The following is a 17,588-nucleotide window of genomic DNA, read 5'->3' on the forward strand; positions in this document are numbered from 1 at the left end:
GCTCCTACAGATTTGCGGCGTGTGCGTGATTGCACAAAACCTGTAGGAGCCGGCTTGCCGGCGAAGGCGGTATGCCTGATGGACCTGGGTGTGGTGATTCGCTGGCAAGCCAGCTCCTACAGGCCTATCCCAGAGGCGCGAAGCCGGACCCTCAGCGATGCAACACGTACTGCCCGCTAAAGGTCACCGCAGACTCATCACTCCCGGCATTGACGATCCGCGTCTGCAGGGTCAGGCGGGCGCGGCCATACCGTTGGTACATCGCCAGAAATTTCTTCCACACCGTCGCATCGGGTGCATCGCACAGTGCAATTGCGTCGCCGGTGACCGGCAGCGGGTAGCTGATCTGGCCTTCCTGGATCACGATGTGACCGTCCTCGATCCCGGCTTCACGCAGGCGCAGATGCAACCAACCCCAGCCCGCCAGTACCGCGCCGCAATAAAGGCTGCCGCCGAACATCGTGCTCTTGTGATTGACGTTGGCTGCCAGCGGCAGTTGCAGGCGCAGTTGCTGGTCCTGCCAGTCGAGCACGGTGAGGCCCATCTCCCGGGTCAGGGGAATGTCGTGGTGCAGGATCGATTCCAGATAACGGCTGTCGCGGTTCATGCAGGGGCCTCTAGCTAAAGGTTGATCGGCACGGCTCAGTCGAGGTCGTCGCCGTGATGCTGGGCGGCATCGGCGAAGTTCAGGCCGTGCTTGCGCAGTTTGTCATGCAGGGTCTTGCGCGGCACGCCCAGGGCTTCGGCGACGCTGCGCAGCGAGCTGTGGGAACGCGCCAGTTCGGCGGCGATCAGGTTCTTCTCGAAACTTTCCACCTGTTCGCTGAGGTTGCCGCTCGGCGCCTGGTCCTGCGGTGCCGGGCTGCCATCGACGGCATTCGAATCCAGCGCCAGCTCCAGGCCCAGGGCGAAGCGCTCGGCGGCGTTTTGCAATTCGCGTACATTGCCCGGCCATGGGTGGCGCAACAACAAGGCCCGTTGCCCCGGCAGCAGCTCGTGGGGCGCCAGGCCGTGGCGTTCGCTGGCTTCATTGGCAAAGTGCTGGAACATCACCAGGGCATCTTCACCGCGTTCGCGAAGCGGTGGAATGCGCAACGGCGCGACATTCAAGCGGTAGTACAAGTCAGCACGAAAACGCCCCTGATCGGCGGATTGGCGCAGGTCTTCCTTGGTCGCGGCAATGATGCGGATATCCAGCGGGATCAGTTGATTGCCGCCCAGGCGCTCGACCACCCGCTCCTGCAGCAAACGCAGGAGCTTGACCTGCACATCCAGGCTCATGCTTTCAATTTCGTCGAGAAACAGCGTGCCGCCATTGGCGAATTCGAACTTGCCGATACGGCGTTTCTGCGCGCCAGTGAAGGCGCCGGGCTCATGGCCGAACAGCTCGCTTTCGACCACCGACTCGGCCAGTGCACCGGCGTTGATCGCGACGAACGGGCCGTTGCGCCGGTTCGACAGGTCGTGCAGGGCGCGGGCTACCACTTCTTTACCGGCGCCGGTTTCACCGAGGATCAGCACGTCGGCCTTGGTCGGCGCCAGTGCACCGATCTGCTCGCGCAGGCGCTGCATCGACGACGACTGGCCGATCAGCCGCGTGCTCAGCTCATTGCGATCGCTCAGGGCCAAACGCAGGCTGCGGTTTTCCAGGACCAGGCGGCGCAGGGCCAGGGCGCGGCGCACGCTGTCGAGCAAGGCATCGCTGGCGAAGGGTTTTTCCAGGAAGTCATAGGCACCGGCGCGCATCGCCTGCACCGCCAGCGGTACATCGCCGTGGCCGGTGATCAGCAGCACCGGTAGCTCCGGGTCCTGGGCGTGCAGCTCGGCCAGCAGTTCCAGGCCATCCATGCCCGGCATGCGGATGTCGCTGACCACCACGCCCGGCCAGTCGCGGCCCAGCTGTGCAGCCAGGCCCTGGGCCTGGGCCAGTGGCAGGATTTTCAGGCCGGCCAGGTCGAGCGTCTGGCTCAGCGCCTGGCGCAGATGGGGATCGTCGTCGATCAGGATGACTTCAATCCGCTCGTCGATACTCATTCACTGCGGTCCTCGGACGGTTGCAGACTGACACCGGGTGCACCAGCGCGTAGCCGCAGGGTAATCAGGGCGCCACCTTCCTTGTGGTTGGCGAACGACAGTTCACCGCCGAAGGCGCGCATCAGGGTTTCGCAGATGGCCAGCCCGAGGCCAAGGCCCTGGGTGCGGGTCTTGGTGGTGTAGAACGGCTCGCTGGCGCGGCCCAGGGCTTCCATGCAGAAGCCCGGGCCGTTATCGCGGATGTACAGATTGACGCCCTCAGCGGTGGTTTCGGCACTCAGCCAGAGTTTGCGCGGCGGGCCTTTTTCGGTGAGGGCGTCGAGGGCATTCGCCAACAGATTGCCCAGCACCTGGCGCAGGCGGGTTTCGCCGGCCTGGACCCACAGCGCGGCGGCGGGCAGGTCGCGGATCAGCTCCACCTCCATGCTCCGGCGGCGCTTGGCCAACAGCGCCAGGGCATCGTCCAGTGCCGGTTGCAGGGCGACACTTTCCGGGGCGTGGCGGTCGCGTCGGGCGAAGGCGCGCAGATGGGCAATGATCGAAGCCATGCGCCCGGTCAGTTCGCTGATCAGCTTGAGGTTGCCGCGGGCATCGTCGGTGCGTTGATGATCGAGCAGGATTTCGGCGTTCTCGGCATAGCTGCGAATCGCTGCCAGGGGTTGATTCAGTTCATGGCTGATGCTCGCCGACATGGTGCCCAGCGCCGAGAGTTTGCCGGCCTGCACCAGGTCATCCTGGGCACGCACCAGCTCCTGCTGTGCCTGCTCGCGCTCAAGCACTTCTTCCTTGAGCCGACGGTTGAGGCCTTCGAGGTCGCTGGTGCGTTCGGCGACTCGTGCTTCCAGTTCGCGCCGGGTCCGGGCTTCGAAGTCGATGCGCTGCAGGTAATGCCGGCGGCGCTGCATCAGCAGCCCGAGCAGCAACATCAGCACCAGCAAGGTCGCGCCGCCGATCACCACGACATTGCGCACCGGGCGATCGATCAGCGTGCGCGGCGCGAGGATGCTGACGCTCCAGCCGGTTTCATCGATCTGCTGGGTCTGGGTCAGCCAGGCGTCGCGGTTGATCAGCAGCGGGCGCGGATCGAGGGTCGGGTAAGGCTGTACGCCGGCGATGGCCTCGCGTTCGTCGGCGGTCAGCTCGCGGGTGGCGCGGAACCGCCAGTCGGGCCGCGAGGTGAGGATGACCACGCCGTTGTGGTCGGTCACCAGCAGTTGTTCCGGGGTCTTGCCCCACAGGCTTTCGGTGTGGTCGAGGTCGACCTTGATCACCAGCACGCCAAGAATGTCCTCGCCATCGCGGACCGCCGCGGCAAAGTAGTAGCCGCGTTTGGTCGAGGTGGTGCCAAGCCCGAAGAAGCGCCCGAGACGACCCTGCATGGCTTCACTGAAATAGGGCCGGAAGGAAAAATTGCGGCCGATGAAACTGTCGGGTTTGTCCCAGTTGGAGGCGGCCAGGGTATTGCCCCGGGTGTCCATCAGGTACATGACCTCGGCGCCGGTCTGCGCGCTGATGTTCTTCAGGAAGCGGTTGGCGTTGCCCTGGGTGACGCCGTCGTCCGGTGCACCGAGCACGGCGCGCAGGGCCGGCAGGTCGCCGAGGATCTGCGGCAGCACCTCGTAGCGGTGCAGCGTGCCCAGCAGGTTGGCGACGTAGAGGTCGAGGGTCTGGCGGTTCTGCCCGGCCAGCTCGCTGCGGTAGTAACGCTCGGCCAGTTGCTCCAGCGGCCAGAGCAAGGGTGCCAGGCACAGGGCGAGCAACGCCAGGCTGCGCCAACGGGGTCTACGGGGGAGGGCTGGGGTCATGGGCATCGGGCGTCGCCTGAGAGTACGGATGCATTATGCCTAGGCTGGTTCGGCGAGACACTCGCGCAGTGCATCTTGCCAGTCGGGTTGGCTGACCTGCCATTGCTGTTGCAGCAAACGGCAGTCGAGCCGCGAATTGAGTGGGCGCATGGCCGGCGTCGGGTATTCGCTGCTGGGGATTGGCAGCAGCTCGGCGCATGGCCGATCGTGCAAGTGCTCGGCAATTGCCTGGGCGAAACCAAACCAGGAGGTTTCACCCGCAGCACTCAAATGGTAAGTGCCCCAGGCGCCGTGTTGCCCGCTTTGCCAGCGCTCGATCAATGCGCGGGTGCTGATGGCGAGGGTGCCGGCCCAGGTCGGCGCGCCGAGTTGGTCAACCACTACCCGCAACTGCGGCTGCGCCTGTAGCAAACGCAGCATGCTCAACAGGAAGTTGTGCCCATGGCGCGAATACACCCAACTGGTGCGCAGGATCAGGTGTTGTCCGCCGACGGCGTTGATTGCCTGTTCGCCGGCCCATTTGCTGGCGCCGTAGACATTCAGGGGACGCGGTGTATCGCTTTCGACATAGGGGCGGTCCTGCTGACCGTCGAACACGTAGTCAGTGGAATAGTGGATCAGCGGGATGCCCAGCTCGAATGCCTGCTCGGCGAAGATCCCTGGGGCGATGGCATTGATCGCGAAGGTCCGCTCGGGTTCACGCTCGGCCTGGTCGACTCGGGTGTAGGCGGCGGCGTTGATGATCAGGTCCGGGCGCAGGCTGCGGATCTGCTGGCGGATCATCTGTGGTTGCGCCAGATCGAGCTCGTGGCGCGGCGGCACAATCAACCGGCCGATGCCCGAGAGGCGTCGCTGCAACTCGGTGGCAACTTGTCCATGGTCGCCGCTGATGAGGATTTTCAGTGGCGCGCTCACGGGAACAGATCCGCCTCGGCCAGGGGTTTTCCAGCCATGTCCTTGGCGGAGAGTTGCGGCGCCTGGGTGAGTTGCCAGTCGATGCTCAGTTGCGGGTCGTCCCAGCGAATGCAGCGTTCGGCCGTCGGGTTGTAGTAGTCAGTGGTTTTGTAGAGAAACTCCGCGTATTCGCTCAACACCACGAAACCATGGGCAAAGCCTTCGGGGATCCAGAGTTGGCGGCGGTTGTCGGCTGAGAGATGCACACGGGTCCAACGGCCAAAATTTGCCGAGCTGCGGCGAATATCGACAGCAACGTCCAGCACTTCGCCAGCCGTCACCCGCACCAGTTTTCCCTGGGGCTGTTCCAGTTGATAGTGCAAGCCACGCAGCACGCCCCGTTGTGAGCGCGAATGGTTGTCCTGGACAAAAACCGGGTTCAATCCTGTCGCGTGTTGGAAGTCCCGGGCATTGAAGCTTTCGTAGAAAAAACCGCGCTCATCACCGAATACCTGGGGTTCGATAATCAGCACTCCGGGCAATTCGCTGTGGATGACGTTCACGGCGTTTCTCCGGCCAGGCTGTACAGGTATTGGCCGTAGCCAGTTTTGTCGAAGAAAGCCGCCTGGGCCAGCAACCGCTCACGGTCGATCCAGCCCTGGTGGAAGGCGATTTCTTCCAGGCAGGCGATTTTCAAACCCTGGCGATGCTCGATCGTCTGCACGTATTGCGAGGCTTCCAGCAGGCTGTCGTGGGTGCCGGTATCGAGCCAGGCAAAGCCGCGGCCGAAACGTTCGACCCGCAGGTCGCCGCGCTGCAGATAGGCGTTGTTGACGTCGGTGATTTCCAGTTCGCCACGCGCCGAAGGGCTGAGCGAGCGGGCAATCTCAACGGCCGAGTTGTCGTAGAAATACAGCCCGGTGACGGCGTAGCTGGATTTCGGCTGCTGGGGTTTTTCTTCGATCGAGAGGGCGTTGCCGTCAGCGTCGAAATCGATCACGCCAAAGCGCTGCGGGTCCTTGACCCAATAGCCGAAAATCGTCGCGCCGCTGTTCTGTGCGGCGGCTCGCAGGAGTTTTTCGGTGAAGTGCTGGCCGTGAAAAATGTTGTCGCCGAGGATCAGGCACACCGAGTCATCGCCGATAAACGAGGCGCCGATCAACAGCGCCTGGGCCAGGCCTTCTGGCGCCGGCTGTTGGGCGTAGCTCAGGCGTACGCCAAACTGGCTGCCGTCGCCCAACAGATTGCGGTATTGCGGCAGGTCGTGGGGCGTGGAGATCAGCAGGATGTCCTGGATGCCGGCGAGCATCAGTACCGAGATCGGGTAATAGATCATCGGTTTGTCGTACACCGGCAGCAGCTGTTTCGAGATTCCGAGGGTGATCGGGTGCAAACGCGTCCCCGAGCCGCCGGCCAATACGATGCCCTTCATCATGCAATCAAGTCCTTGAAGTCGCTCAGGCCCAGGCGCTGGCCCTGATAGCTGCCATCCGCCACCGCTGCGCACCATTCGCGGTTATCGAGGTACCACTGCACGGTCTTGCGCAGTCCGCTGGCGAAGGTTTCGTCGGGGGTCCAGCCCAGCTCGCGCTCGATCTTGCCGGCATCGATGGCGTAACGCAGATCGTGACCGGGACGGTCTTCGACGAAACGAATCAGCTCTGCGTAGCGGCCGATCCCGGCAGGCTTGTGCGGCGCGAGCTCCTCCAGCAGCGTGCAGATGGCGTGGACCACATCGATATTGCGCTGCTCGTTGTGCCCGCCGATGTTGTACGTCTGGCCGACGATTCCCTGGTCCAGCACCTTGAGCAATGCACGTGCGTGGTCTTCGACATACAGCCAGTCCCGCACTTGCTGGCCGTTGCCGTACACCGGCAGTGCTTTTCCGGCGAGGGCGTTGAGGATCGTCAGCGGGATGAGTTTTTCCGGAAACTGAAAAGGCCCGTAGTTGTTCGAGCAGTTGCTCAGCAGCACCGGCAGTCCGTAGGTGCGCTGCCAGGCACGGACCAGATGATCGGACGCCGCTTTGCTGGCCGAGTAGGGCGAGCTGGGGGCATAGGCGCTGGTTTCACTGAACAATTCGTCAGGGCCGTGCAAGTCGCCGTACACCTCGTCGGTGGAGACATGGTGAAAGCGCAGGGCACGCTTTGCCGGTTCGGCGAGGCGCTGCCAGTAGGCGCGGGTGGCTTCCAACAGGTTGTAGGTGCCGACGATATTGGTCTGGATAAAGGCTGCCGGGCCGTCGATGGAGCGGTCGACATGGGACTCGGCCGCCAGGTGCATGATCGCCTCGGGCTGGAAGCGCGCCATGACCGCACTGACCGTCGCCTGGTCGGCGATATCGGCCTGGACGAATTCGTAGCGAGTGTTGGTGGCGATGCTGGCCAGCGACTGCAGATTGCCGGCGTAGGTCAGCTTGTCCAGGTTGAGCACTTCATGATCGGTGTGCCGGATCAGGTGGCGAATCAGCGCCGAACCGATAAAGCCGGCACCGCCGGTGATGAGAATGCGCATGGAGAGGGCCTTTTTCACGTCTGAGCCTGTGAATCATAGCGTGTCGCGGGGTCCGGACGCGCCATCGGCGTGCCGGGCGCCCGATCACTGACCGCTGCCGGGGGTTGCGTATCGCCCCGAGCGGTGGCGATATAGGCGCCTTACAAAAAATCCAGGGGTCGTCATGTTGCTCGCCACGTTGATTCATCGCGCCAGTCTGGCCAGTCCGCAAGTCACTGCCGAGCAGGCGTTGGAGCTGCTGCACGAGCACTACGGCCTGAGCGGAACGCTGAAGTCGCTGGGCAGCCAGCAGGATCTCAACTATCGGCTCGACAGCGACCAGGGCCGCTTCGTCCTGAAAATCTGCCGGGGCGACTACGCGGCGCTCGAGCTCGAGGCCCAGCACGCGGCGCTCAAGCACCTCGGCGCACACCCCGGCCTGCACGTACCACGAGTGATTGCCGCGAAGAACGGCCAGGACCTGCTGACCCTAGAGCTGGCCGGGCAATCCCTGCATTTACGGCTGCTCGATTACATCGAAGGCCAGTCGCTGACCCACCTCGACCACCTTGGCCACGACGTGGTCGCCGGGTTCGGCCAACTCTGCGGGGAAATGGACCTGGCCCTGGCCGGCTTCGATCATCCCGGCCTCGAGCGTACCCTGCAGTGGGACGCCCGCCACGCCAGCGCCCTGACCGAGCACCTGCTGCCGGTGATCGCCGACGAAGCGCAGCGCGCCCGCCTGGCCGATGCCGCCCAGCGTGCCGAGCGTCGCTTGCAGCCATTGCAGGCGAAGCTGCCGGTGCAGGCGATCCACATGGACATCACCGACGACAACGTGGTCTGGCAGCGTGATCAGCAGCGGCACTGGCAGTTGCAGGGGGTGATCGATTTTGGCGACCTGATCCGCACCTGGCGCATCACCGATCTGTCGGTGACCTGCGCCGCGCTGCTGCACCATGCCGATGGCGATCCAATGGTCATCCTGCCGGCGGTGCGCGCCTATCACGCGGTCAATCCCTTGCGCCGCGAAGAGCTGCAGGCGCTGTGGCCGATGATCGTGGCGCGGGCGGTGGTGCTGGTGCTCAGCGGTGAGCAGCAGGTCAGCATCGATCCGCAGAACCAGTACAGCCGCGACAACCTGAACCACGAGTGGGAGATTTTCCGCGTCGCCACCTCGGTGCCGTTCGAACTGATGGAAGCCGCGATTCTGGTGGCCGTCGGCGAGTCGCTGCCGGTGATCGCCAGCCAGGGCTTCGCACCTTTGCTGCCGAGCCTGGTGGGGCGCGAGTTCGCGCTGATCGACCTCGGGGTCTTGAGTGCGCATTTCGAAGCCGGCAACTGGGAGCAGGAGGGCATTGATCAGCGCCTGCTGCAGGAAGCCGCGGCGGTCCATGGCCTGGCGGCCAGTCGCTATGGCCAGTTCCGCCTGTCGCGCACGCAACCAGACAGCGCCGTCGAGCCCGACACCTGCCCACTGCATGTCGACCTGCAGGTTCCCGAAGGGACCACGGTCGAGGCGCCGTTTGCCGGGATCGTGCACCTGGGTCGCGAGGGTCGTCTGCAACTGGACAGCGCGCAATTGAGCGTGCGCCTGTGGGGCGTCAATCCGTCGCTGCACGCCGGTGCCGCGGTGATCAAGGGCCAGGTGCTGGGTGAGGTCAGCGGTGCGCTGCGGGTGCAGTTGAGCCGTGGTGCCGAACTGGATCCACCGCTGTTCTGCAGCCCGTCGCGGGCGCCTGCCTGGCAAGCCCTGTGTCCGTCACCGGCGGCGCTGCTGGGGCTGGCCTGCGATGCCGAGGCCGAACTCGATCCGCACACCTTGCTGGCGCGCCGCGATGCCAGTTTCGCCCGCTCGCAGAAACACTATTACGTTGACCCGCCGCGTATCGAACGCGGCTGGCGCAACCACCTGATCGACATGCAGGGCCGCTCCTACCTGGACATGCTCAACAACGTCGCGGTGCTGGGTCATGGTCATCCGCGCATGGCCGCCGAAGCCAGCCGCCAGTGGTCGTTGCTCAACACCAACTCGCGTTTTCACTACGCGGCGATTGCCGAGTTTTCCGAGCGTCTGCTGGCGCTGGCGCCGGATTCGATGGACCGGGTGTTCCTGGTCAACAGCGGCACCGAGGCCAACGACCTGGCCATCCGCCTGGCCTGGGCCTACAGCGGCGGCCGCGACATGCTCAGCGTGCTCGAGGCCTACCACGGCTGGTCGGTAGCGGCGGACGCGGTGTCGACCTCGATTGCCGACAACCCGCAAGCCCTGAGCAGCCGACCGGACTGGGTGCATCCGGTCACCGCGCCCAACACCTATCGTGGCGAATTCCGCGGCCCGGACAGCGCGCCGGATTACGTGCGCAGCGTCGAGCACAACCTGGCAAAAATCGCCGAGCAAAAGCGCCAGTTGGCCGGGTTCATCTGCGAGCCGGTGTACGGCAATGCCGGCGGGATTTCCCTGCCGCCGGGCTATTTGCAGCAGGTTTACAAACTGGTGCGCGCCCAGGGCGGCGTGTGCATCGCCGACGAGGTGCAGGTCGGTTACGGGCGCATGGGCAAGTTCTTCTGGGGCTTCGAAGAGCAGGGCGTGGTGCCCGACATCATCACCATGGCCAAGGGTATGGGCAACGGCCAGCCCTTGGGCGCGGTGATCACCCGCCGGGAAATTGCCGAAGCACTGGAAGCCGAGGGCTATTTCTTCTCCTCGGCCGGCGGCAGCCCGGTCAGTTGCCGGATCGGCATGGCGGTGCTCGACGTGATGCACGAAGAGAAACTCTGGGAAAACGCCCAGGTCGTCGGCGGTTACTTCAAGGAGCGCCTGGAAGCCTTGATCGAACGCCATCCGCTGGTCGGTGCGGTGCACGGTTCGGGCTTCTACCTGGGCGTGGAGTTGATCCGCAATCGCCAGACGTTGGAACCGGCCACCGAGGAGACCACGCTGCTGTGTGACCGCCTGCGCGAGCTGGGGATTTTCATGCAGCCCACCGGCGATTACCTCAACATCCTGAAGATCAAGCCGCCGATGGTGACCTCGCGCCAAAGCGTGGATTTCTTCGTCGACATGCTGTCCAAAGTGCTGGATGAGGGGTTGTAGGCGTTTTTCACGGGCAATTTAACTCGATTAATATCGGCTTAAATATGTGTATTTCTGACGAAATGAATGAAGCGAGCTTCTAAAGCCGATTTTTATCGGTTATAAAGTCGCCTGACGCCGGGCTGTGGGTTGCCATGCCCGGACGTCCCCATTTCTGTCATCGGTCGAGGCCATACTCGATCCTCTGCACCCGCCCGGGAGATGATTCATGAGTCGTATCGTTACTGTCGCTGCTACCCAGATGGCCTGTTCCTGGGACCTTGAAGCCAACATCGAGACCGCCGAGAAGCTGGTCCGCGAGGCCGCGGGCAAGGGCGCGCAGATCATCCTGATCCAGGAGTTGTTCGAGAGCCCGTACTTCTGCCAGAAGCCGAACCCGGATTACCTGCAACTGGCGACCTCGGTCGAAGACAACGTGGCGATCAAGCACTTCCAGAAAGTTGCCAAGGAGCTGCAGGTGGTACTGCCCATCAGCTTCTACGAACGGGCCGGCCGTGCCCGTTTCAACAGCATTGCGATCATCGATGCCGATGGCAGCAACCTCGGGATTTATCGGAAAAGCCATATCCCGGACGGCCCTGGCTACCACGAAAAGTACTACTTCAACCCGGGTGATACCGGCTTCAAGGTCTGGAACACCCGCTACGCGAAGATCGGCGTGGGCATCTGCTGGGACCAGTGGTTCCCCGAGTGCGCCCGCAGCATGGCGCTGCTTGGCGCGGAAATCCTGTTTTATCCAACCGCCATCGGCAGCGAGCCCCACGACCAGACCATCTCCTCGCGTGACCACTGGCAGCGCGTACAGCAAGGCCATGCCGGCGCCAACCTGATGCCACTGATCGCCAGTAACCGTATCGGCAACGAAGAGCAGGACGGCTACGACATCACCTTCTACGGTTCCTCGTTCATCGCCAATCAGTTCGGCGAGAAGGTTGAAGAGCTCAATCAGACTGAAGAAGGCATACTGGTGCACAGTTTTGATTTGGATGAGCTGGAGCACATCCGCAGCGCCTGGGGTTCGTTCCGCGATCGTCGCCCGAACCTCTACGGCCCGCTGAAAACCCTCGACGGTTCCCTGGAGTCCTGATTGCAATGACCACTTTACACAGCACCCCGCGCGAAGACGGCTTCCACATGCCCGCCGAGTGGGCCCCGCAAACCCAGGCCTGGATGGTCTGGCCGGAGCGTCCGGACAACTGGCGCCTGGGCGGCAAGCCGGCGCAAGCAGCCCACGTTGCGGTGGCCAAGGCCATTGCGCGGTTCGAGCCGGTGACCGTTGCCGTGTCTGCTGGCCAATACGAAAACGCCCGCGCCCGCCTCGATGTGCCGAATATCCGCCTGGTCGAAATGTCCAGCGACGACGCTTGGGTGCGCGACACCGGGCCGACCTTCGTGATCAACGGCAGCGGCGAAGTCCGGGGTGTCGATTGGGATTTCAACGCCTGGGGCGGTTTTGACGGTGGCCTGTATTCGCCGTGGAACCGCGACTCGCAGGTAGCCGGCAAGATTCTCGAAATCGAACGCGCGCCACGCTATCGCACCGAGGGCTTCGTGCTCGAAGGCGGTTCGATCCACGTCGACGGCGAGGGCACGCTGATCACCACTGAAGAGTGCCTGCTCAACCGCAATCGCAATCCGCACATGAACCGCGCGCAAATCGAAGCGGTGCTCAGCGCGCAGCTGGCTGTGGATAAAATCATCTGGCTGCCGGACGGTTTGTTCAACGACGAAACCGACGGTCATGTGGATAACTTCTGCTGCTACGTGCGCCCGGGCGAAGTGCTGCTGGCCTGGACCGACGACCCGCAGAACCCCAACTACCCGCGCTGCCAGGCGGCAATGAATGTGCTGCAAAACAGCACCGACGCCAAGGGTCGCCCTTTTATCGTGCACAAGATGCCGATTCCGGGGCCGTTGTTTGCCACCGAGGAAGAGTGCGCCGGTGTCGATCCGGTGGACGGCACCCAGGAGCGCAATCCGTCGGTGCGCCTGGCCGGTTCCTACGTCAACTTCCTGATCGTCAACGGCGGGATTATCGCGCCGAGCTTCGACGATCCAATGGATGCGCCGGCCAGGGAAATCCTGCAGAACCTGTTTCCGCAGCACGAAGTGGTGATGGTGCCGGGCCGTGAACTGTTACTGGGGGGCGGCAATATCCATTGCCTTACCCAACAGCAGCCAGCGCCGCACACCGTTTGAGTGGAGATGTAACAAGCGTTTAGCCGGGTGCTCCACCCGTCTGAAGCACCCGTCAGCAAGCAAGCCCGCAGCCTTGACCGGTTGCGGGCTTTTTTGTTGCCGCACGTCGGCTCACCCGGCAGATTGGCATAGCTCTTGTATCTTTTTGAGAGTGATTCTCGGGAATGTAGAACGGCGTTGTTCTGTCATAAACCTTGGATAAGTTAGGCCGCTCACAAACCGGGAGAGAGCGCTGCACATGAACAGGGTCAGCGAGCAGACGCCGCATCCCTTTGTAATCAATAGCGAATCCCTGCAAGTGCTGGCGCAGTGGTTGAAATCCAACGGAACGCGACAGGTCAGGGAACCCGACCCGCGCAGGATGATGATCGAGCGCTACCCCGCTGGCTTGCTCAGCGAGGCAGAACTTGAGGCGCTGTGGGATGTGATGGAAGGATAGACAACAACGGATTGGTAAAGCGCTGCCCGGATGGCAGCGCTTTTTTTTCGCCGGTCAGAAACTGTAGGTGCCGGTCACCACCAGGCTGCGTGGCGCGCCCGGCTGGATCTGGAAGGCGCTGGTCGACGACTCGTAGTAGTGCTGGTCGCTGATATTGTTCAGCGCCGCGCGCAGGTCCCAGTCTTTCTGGCGGAACCCGGCCAGCGCATCCCAGCGGCCGTAACCCGGCAGCACAGTGGTGTTGAGGTTGTCGGCGTAGCGGTCGCCGACCAGGGTCAGGCCGGTCTCGGCGTACCAGCCCATTTCCGGTTTCCAGGTGATGAACAGGCTGCCGTTGCGTTTGGCGACGTTGCTGATGCGCTTGCCTTCAAAGCCGTTGTTGTCTTTCTCCACGGTCGCGTCCTGGAAACCGGCGCCACCGCGCAGGTACCAATTGCCAGTAATCTTGCCGGCCGCCGTCAATTCGATCCCGCGCGAGCGCTGCATGCCGGTCAGCAGGGTCACGGTTGGATCGTTCGGGTCGCTGGTGCGGCGGTTGTACAACTCAAGTTCGTAGACCGCCAGAGTGGTGCTCAAACGCTCGTCCAGCCAGTCGCTTTTGACACCGATTTCTTTCTGTTTGGTCAGCTCGGGGCTGAGGTCGTTGACGTTGGTGGTCACCCCCGGCGTGATGCCGATCAGGCCGCCGCCGACCGGGGAGAAGGTCTTGCTCCAGGAGGCATAGAACGAGTGGTTGCGCAGCGGCGTCCAGACCACGCCGACCCGCGGGCTGGTGCTGTGGCTGTCGCGGTCTTCGGAGATGTCCTTGAGCTGGTTGGTCGAATCGACCTCGAAGGTGTCGTAGCGCACGCCGCCGAGCAGTTGCCACTGATCATTCAGGCGCAGTTGATCCTGGACATAAATGGCGCGGCTTTCGACCTCGGTGTGTGAGTCGCTGAACACCTGCATGCGTCCGGTGTGCACCAGGTCGCGGTTGGGGTTGTACAGGTCCAGCCCCGGCACGGCCGTGTTGCCCGGTGGCGTGGTGGCGGCGTTGTAGAGTTTCGGGTCGCGGCGCTGGCTGCCCAGTTCCAGCCCGGTCAACAGACGATGCTCGAAACCGTAGGTGTCGAAGCTGCCTTCGAGCTCGAGGTTGTTGTAGAGGTTGCGAGTGGTCAGGTCCTGCTGCCAGTGCTGGCGCACCACCTGGTTGGTCGCGGTGTTCACGTTGGTGACGTAGGTGTTGTCGAAATCGCTGTCGAGCTTGAACACGCCGAGGGTCTGGCGCAGTTGCCAGTTGTCGGCGATCTCGTAGCTGAGTCTGGAGCGCAGGGATTGCGACTTGTCGTCGATGAAATCGTTGTCGGTGCCGTAGGTGGTATCGCGGCCGACGTCGGCGGGGCGGCCGTTGATCGCCGGGATGCCGCGATCGGGTGTGCGGTTGTAGCGGCTGTATTCGTACTGCACCAGCCAGTTCAGGTCGGGCGTCAGTTGCCAGCTCATCGAGGGCGCGAACAATTGACGACTGCCACTGACGCCGTCGCGGAAGCTGTTTTCGTCCATGTTGCCCATGTTCAGGCGCAGGCTAAGGTTGTCGCTGGGGTCGGTGCTGAGGTCGGCGTACAGGCTGCGCAGGTCTTCGCTGCCACCTTGGGCCTCAATCGTTGAGCGACGTCCGAACTCCGGCAATTTGCTCACCCGGTTGACGATCCCGCCCTGGCTGCCACGGCCATACAGTACGGCGGCCGGGCCCTTGAGCACCTCGATGCGCTCGATGTTGTGCAGGTCGCGCACGTACTGGCTGTCGTCGCGGATGCCGTCGAGGTAGAAGTCGTTGCTGGCGTCGAAGCCACGGATGCGCAGGCTGTCGAAGCGCGTGTCGGCGCCGCTGCTGACGTTGGGAATGCCGCTGAGGGCGGTGCCCAGATCGTTGGTGCCGTAGTCGGAAACGTTGGCGGTCTTGATCGAGTCGATGGCCTGGGGAACGTAGCGCACCGGAGTGGCGGTGCGCGTGGCGGTACTGGTTTCCTTGACCCGTGGGTCGTCGACGTCGGCGTCAGCGTTGATGGAGGTGGCGGGCAGTTCAGTGGTGGCAGCGTAAGTGAAACCGCCGCTCAACGAGGCGCAAAGGCCCAGGGTGACGGACGTAAGACGGAAGGGGGCAGGCATGGAGGAAACGCATCCGGAAAGGGTGGGAAATTTAAGGGTGCGAATGGTAATGCTTGCTATTTGCGTGCGTTAATTATTCTTGGGTCGCGCTGATGTTTCTTTGTTTCCAGTTGTGTCTGGGTTGATTTGACCGCTTGGCGCAACAAACTAAGTGCCATTACGGCGTTTTTCGAGGGCAGTGACAGGGCTAGTCTGTCGGCATTCAATTTTCTCGGAGCTGTCCATGTCTGCCGCGACCCTGCATTACCTTTACGATCCCCTGTGCGGCTGGTGCTATGGCGCCAAGCCGTTGATTGCGGCAGCACAGGCGGTGCTGCCGGTGGTCGCCCACGGTGGCGGGATGATGACCGGGGCCAATCGCCAGCCGGTCTCGGCGCAACTGCGCGACTACGTGATACCTCACGACCGGCGAATTGCCGAGTACACCGGCCAGCCGTTTGGCGAGGCCTATTTCGAAGGTTTGCTGCGCGATCACACGGCGCTGTTCGATTCCGCGCCGCCCACCGCAGCGGTACTGACGGCCGAGCAATTGGCCGGGCGCGGTCTGGAACTGCTCGGGCGTCTGCAAAGTGCGCACTATGTCGAGGGCCGGCGGATCGCGGATGAAGCGGTTCTGGTCGAGCTGGCCACAGCGCTGGGCCTGGAATCTGCCGCCTTCACTCAGACCTTCAAGCAGGTCTTGGCCAACGAACTGCCGGCGCATTTCAAGCACAGCAGGGCGCTGCTGGCGCAAGTCGGTGGTCAGGGTTTCCCGACTTTGGCGCTGGAGCAGGACGGGCGGTTTTCACTGATTGATATCGGTCCGTGGCTGCGCAGGCCGGACGCGTTCGCCCATTGGCTCAAACACTCTGTAGGGCAGGCGGCGGCGCAGAGTTCTTCAGACAATCCGAGCTGCAGCCTCGACGGCTGCGCGCCAGGCAATTGATTTCTTAGACGATTTTCTACTTATTACAGACGATTCACGAAATTGACACACAGTTACATGCGCGGCTAGGATCCGCCCCACGCCTGTGGCACGTAGCCACGACCTCAAAACAATAAAAAGGGCCCGCCACGCTTTCGCGTGGGCGGGCCCTTTTGTTTGACGGATGAAAAAAGAGCGCAAAAGCAGCCATTTCAGCCAGCGGTCACAGTGCGTCTCAACCCGTAATAAGGAAAATAACATGTTGAATAAGCGTATTAGTCTGATCGCTCTGGGGATGTTGAGCGCGACTCAAGCCATGGCCAATGACCAGGCGGAGTCCAAGGGTTTCGTTGAAGACAGCAGCCTGAAAGTGCTGCTGCGCAATGCCTACATCAATCGCGATTACAAGGATGGTAACGAAGACAAGGCCGAGTGGGGCCAAGGTGTAATCGGCACCTTCTCCTCGGGCTTCACCCAGGGCACCGTCGGTGTCGGCGTGGACGCCTTCGGTCTGTACGCCCTGCGCCTGGATGGCGGCAAGGGTCGTAGTGGTGCCGGCGGTATCGATTTCTTCAAGCAAGGCGACAGCGGCGCTGCGGCCAATGACCTGTCCAAGGGCGGCGCAGCGGTGAAATTCCGTCTGTCGAGCACCGTGCTGACCTACGGTGACCAGATGCCGGCCCTGCCGGTATTGAACTACGACAACTCGCGTCTGCTGCCGGAAAGCTACACCGGTACCCTGATCACTTCGAAAGAAATCGAAGGCCTGGAACTGAACGCCGGTCGTTTCACTGCTGAATCGCGCAAGAGCGCGGAAGGCCGTGACAGCGGTGGCCTGAAGTCGATCAACGTGTTGGGCGGCAGCTACCAGTTCACCGAACAGTTCAAGGGCGCGCTGTACGCTTCCGACGTCGAAGACGTGCTGAAGAAGCAGTACATCAACCTGAACTACGTGTTCCCGCTGGCTACCGATCAGTCCGTGACCCTGGACCTGAACGGCTACCGTACCAAGCTGGAAGACTCCTACGTTCGTGAAAGCGGCGCCACTGGCGACGACAACAAGATCTGGAGCCTGGCCGCCACTTACGCCACTGGCCCGCACTCGTTCACCCTGGCGCACCAGCGCAGCACCGGTGACAGCAACCTGGGCTACGCCTACGGCGGCTACCAGAAAGACCAGGGTCGCGTCGGTGACGGTGGCAACACCATCTACCTGGCCAACTCCTACTGGTCCGACTTCAACGCTGAAGACGAGCGCAGCTGGCAGTTGGGCTACGGCCTGGACTTCGGCGCGTTCGGCGTGCCTGGCCTGACCTACAACGTGGCTTACGTGCGTGGCGACAACATCACCACCTCCACCAGCACCGGTGGCACCGAGCGCGAAATCTTCAACCAGTTCAAGTACGTGGTCCAGAGCGGCCCGGCCAAAGACCTGAGCGTGAAGCTGCGCAGCTCGGTCCTGCGCGTGTCGCAGAAGTCCAGCGAATACAACGTCAGCGGCAACGAGCTGCGTGTGTTCGTCGACTACCCGATCAACGTGTTCTGATCCAGAGCGCTTGATTGCGGCCTGATTCA

At 62.8% G+C, this 17,588-nt stretch carries 14 protein-coding genes; 6 read left to right on the top strand and 8 right to left on the bottom strand.

The features are described 5' to 3' along the window. Positions 1–151: 151 nt before the first annotated feature. Genes ACZYR5_RS08240 through rfbB form a run of 7 tightly spaced genes read right to left on the bottom strand, consistent with a single transcriptional unit; the run spans position 152 to position 7,247 of the window. Positions 152–607: a YiiD C-terminal domain-containing protein gene (locus ACZYR5_RS08240; protein WP_489089177.1), complete on the bottom strand. Its 456-nt coding sequence runs from the start codon at positions 605–607 to the stop codon at positions 152–154. A 35-nt stretch (positions 608–642) separates the two neighbouring features. After that, positions 643–2,034, bottom strand: a complete 1,392-nt coding sequence (locus ACZYR5_RS08245; protein ID WP_489089178.1) for a sigma-54-dependent transcriptional regulator — start codon at positions 2,032–2,034, stop codon at positions 643–645. Next, the gene (locus tag ACZYR5_RS08250) at positions 2,031–3,839 is read right to left on the bottom strand and encodes a sensor histidine kinase (RefSeq protein WP_489089520.1); all 1,809 of its coding nucleotides are present in this window, start codon (positions 3,837–3,839) and stop codon (positions 2,031–2,033) included. Before ACZYR5_RS08250 ends, ACZYR5_RS08245 begins: the two co-directional genes overlap by 4 nt. A 39-nt stretch (positions 3,840–3,878) precedes the next feature. Beyond that, the gene (rfbD, locus tag ACZYR5_RS08255; RefSeq protein ID WP_489089179.1) at positions 3,879–4,754 is read right to left on the bottom strand and encodes a dTDP-4-dehydrorhamnose reductase; all 876 of its coding nucleotides are present in this window, start codon (positions 4,752–4,754) and stop codon (positions 3,879–3,881) included. Further along, positions 4,751–5,296: a dTDP-4-dehydrorhamnose 3,5-epimerase gene (rfbC, locus tag ACZYR5_RS08260; RefSeq protein WP_489089180.1), complete on the bottom strand. Its 546-nt coding sequence runs from the start codon at positions 5,294–5,296 to the stop codon at positions 4,751–4,753. Before rfbC ends, rfbD begins: the two co-directional genes overlap by 4 nt. Beyond that, a complete protein-coding gene (gene rfbA / locus ACZYR5_RS08265) occupies positions 5,293–6,168 on the bottom strand; it encodes a glucose-1-phosphate thymidylyltransferase RfbA (RefSeq protein ID WP_489089181.1) in 876 nt (291 codons plus the stop codon). The genes rfbC and rfbA overlap by 4 nt, the downstream gene beginning before the upstream one ends. After that, entirely contained in the window at positions 6,165–7,247 is a 1,083-nt protein-coding gene (rfbB, locus tag ACZYR5_RS08270) for a dTDP-glucose 4,6-dehydratase (RefSeq protein WP_489089182.1), read from the bottom strand. Before rfbB ends, rfbA begins: the two co-directional genes overlap by 4 nt. A 163-nt stretch (positions 7,248–7,410) precedes the next feature. Between rfbB and ACZYR5_RS08275 the strand changes: the two genes are divergently transcribed. The 4 genes from ACZYR5_RS08275 (at position 7,411) to ACZYR5_RS08290 (ending at position 12,961) form a co-directional block, all read left to right on the top strand. Next, on the top strand, positions 7,411–10,323 hold the full coding sequence (locus ACZYR5_RS08275; RefSeq protein WP_489089183.1) for an aminotransferase: 2,913 nt from the start codon (positions 7,411–7,413) through the stop codon (positions 10,321–10,323). A gap of 208 nt (positions 10,324–10,531) precedes the next feature. Next, positions 10,532–11,410 (top strand): N-carbamoylputrescine amidase, encoded by an 879-nt coding sequence (gene aguB / locus ACZYR5_RS08280; RefSeq protein ID WP_489089184.1) that lies wholly within the window; start codon positions 10,532–10,534, stop codon positions 11,408–11,410. A gap of 5 nt (positions 11,411–11,415) precedes the next feature. Beyond that, positions 11,416–12,522, top strand: a complete 1,107-nt coding sequence (aguA, locus tag ACZYR5_RS08285; RefSeq protein ID WP_489089185.1) for an agmatine deiminase — start codon at positions 11,416–11,418, stop codon at positions 12,520–12,522. A gap of 238 nt (positions 12,523–12,760) precedes the next feature. Then, positions 12,761–12,961, top strand: coding sequence for a hypothetical protein (locus tag ACZYR5_RS08290; RefSeq protein ID WP_489089186.1), 201 nt, complete (start codon positions 12,761–12,763; stop codon positions 12,959–12,961). Positions 12,962–13,015: 54 nt separating this feature from the next. On the opposite strand, the gene ACZYR5_RS08295 is transcribed toward ACZYR5_RS08290, so the two are convergent. Beyond that, positions 13,016–15,109 (bottom strand): TonB-dependent receptor, encoded by a 2,094-nt coding sequence (locus ACZYR5_RS08295; protein WP_489089187.1) that lies wholly within the window; start codon positions 15,107–15,109, stop codon positions 13,016–13,018. 223 nt (positions 15,110–15,332) lie between these two features. Here ACZYR5_RS08295 and ACZYR5_RS08300 point away from each other — a divergent pair, with 223 nt between their 5' ends. Then, entirely contained in the window at positions 15,333–16,034 is a 702-nt protein-coding gene (locus ACZYR5_RS08300) for a DsbA family protein (RefSeq protein ID WP_489089188.1), read from the top strand. A 238-nt stretch (positions 16,035–16,272) separates the two neighbouring features. Next, the gene (locus ACZYR5_RS08305; protein WP_489089189.1) at positions 16,273–17,559 is read left to right on the top strand and encodes an OprD family porin; all 1,287 of its coding nucleotides are present in this window, start codon (positions 16,273–16,275) and stop codon (positions 17,557–17,559) included. Positions 17,560–17,588 lie beyond the last annotated feature (29 nt).

The organism is Pseudomonas sp. F007 (assembly GCF_057814275.1).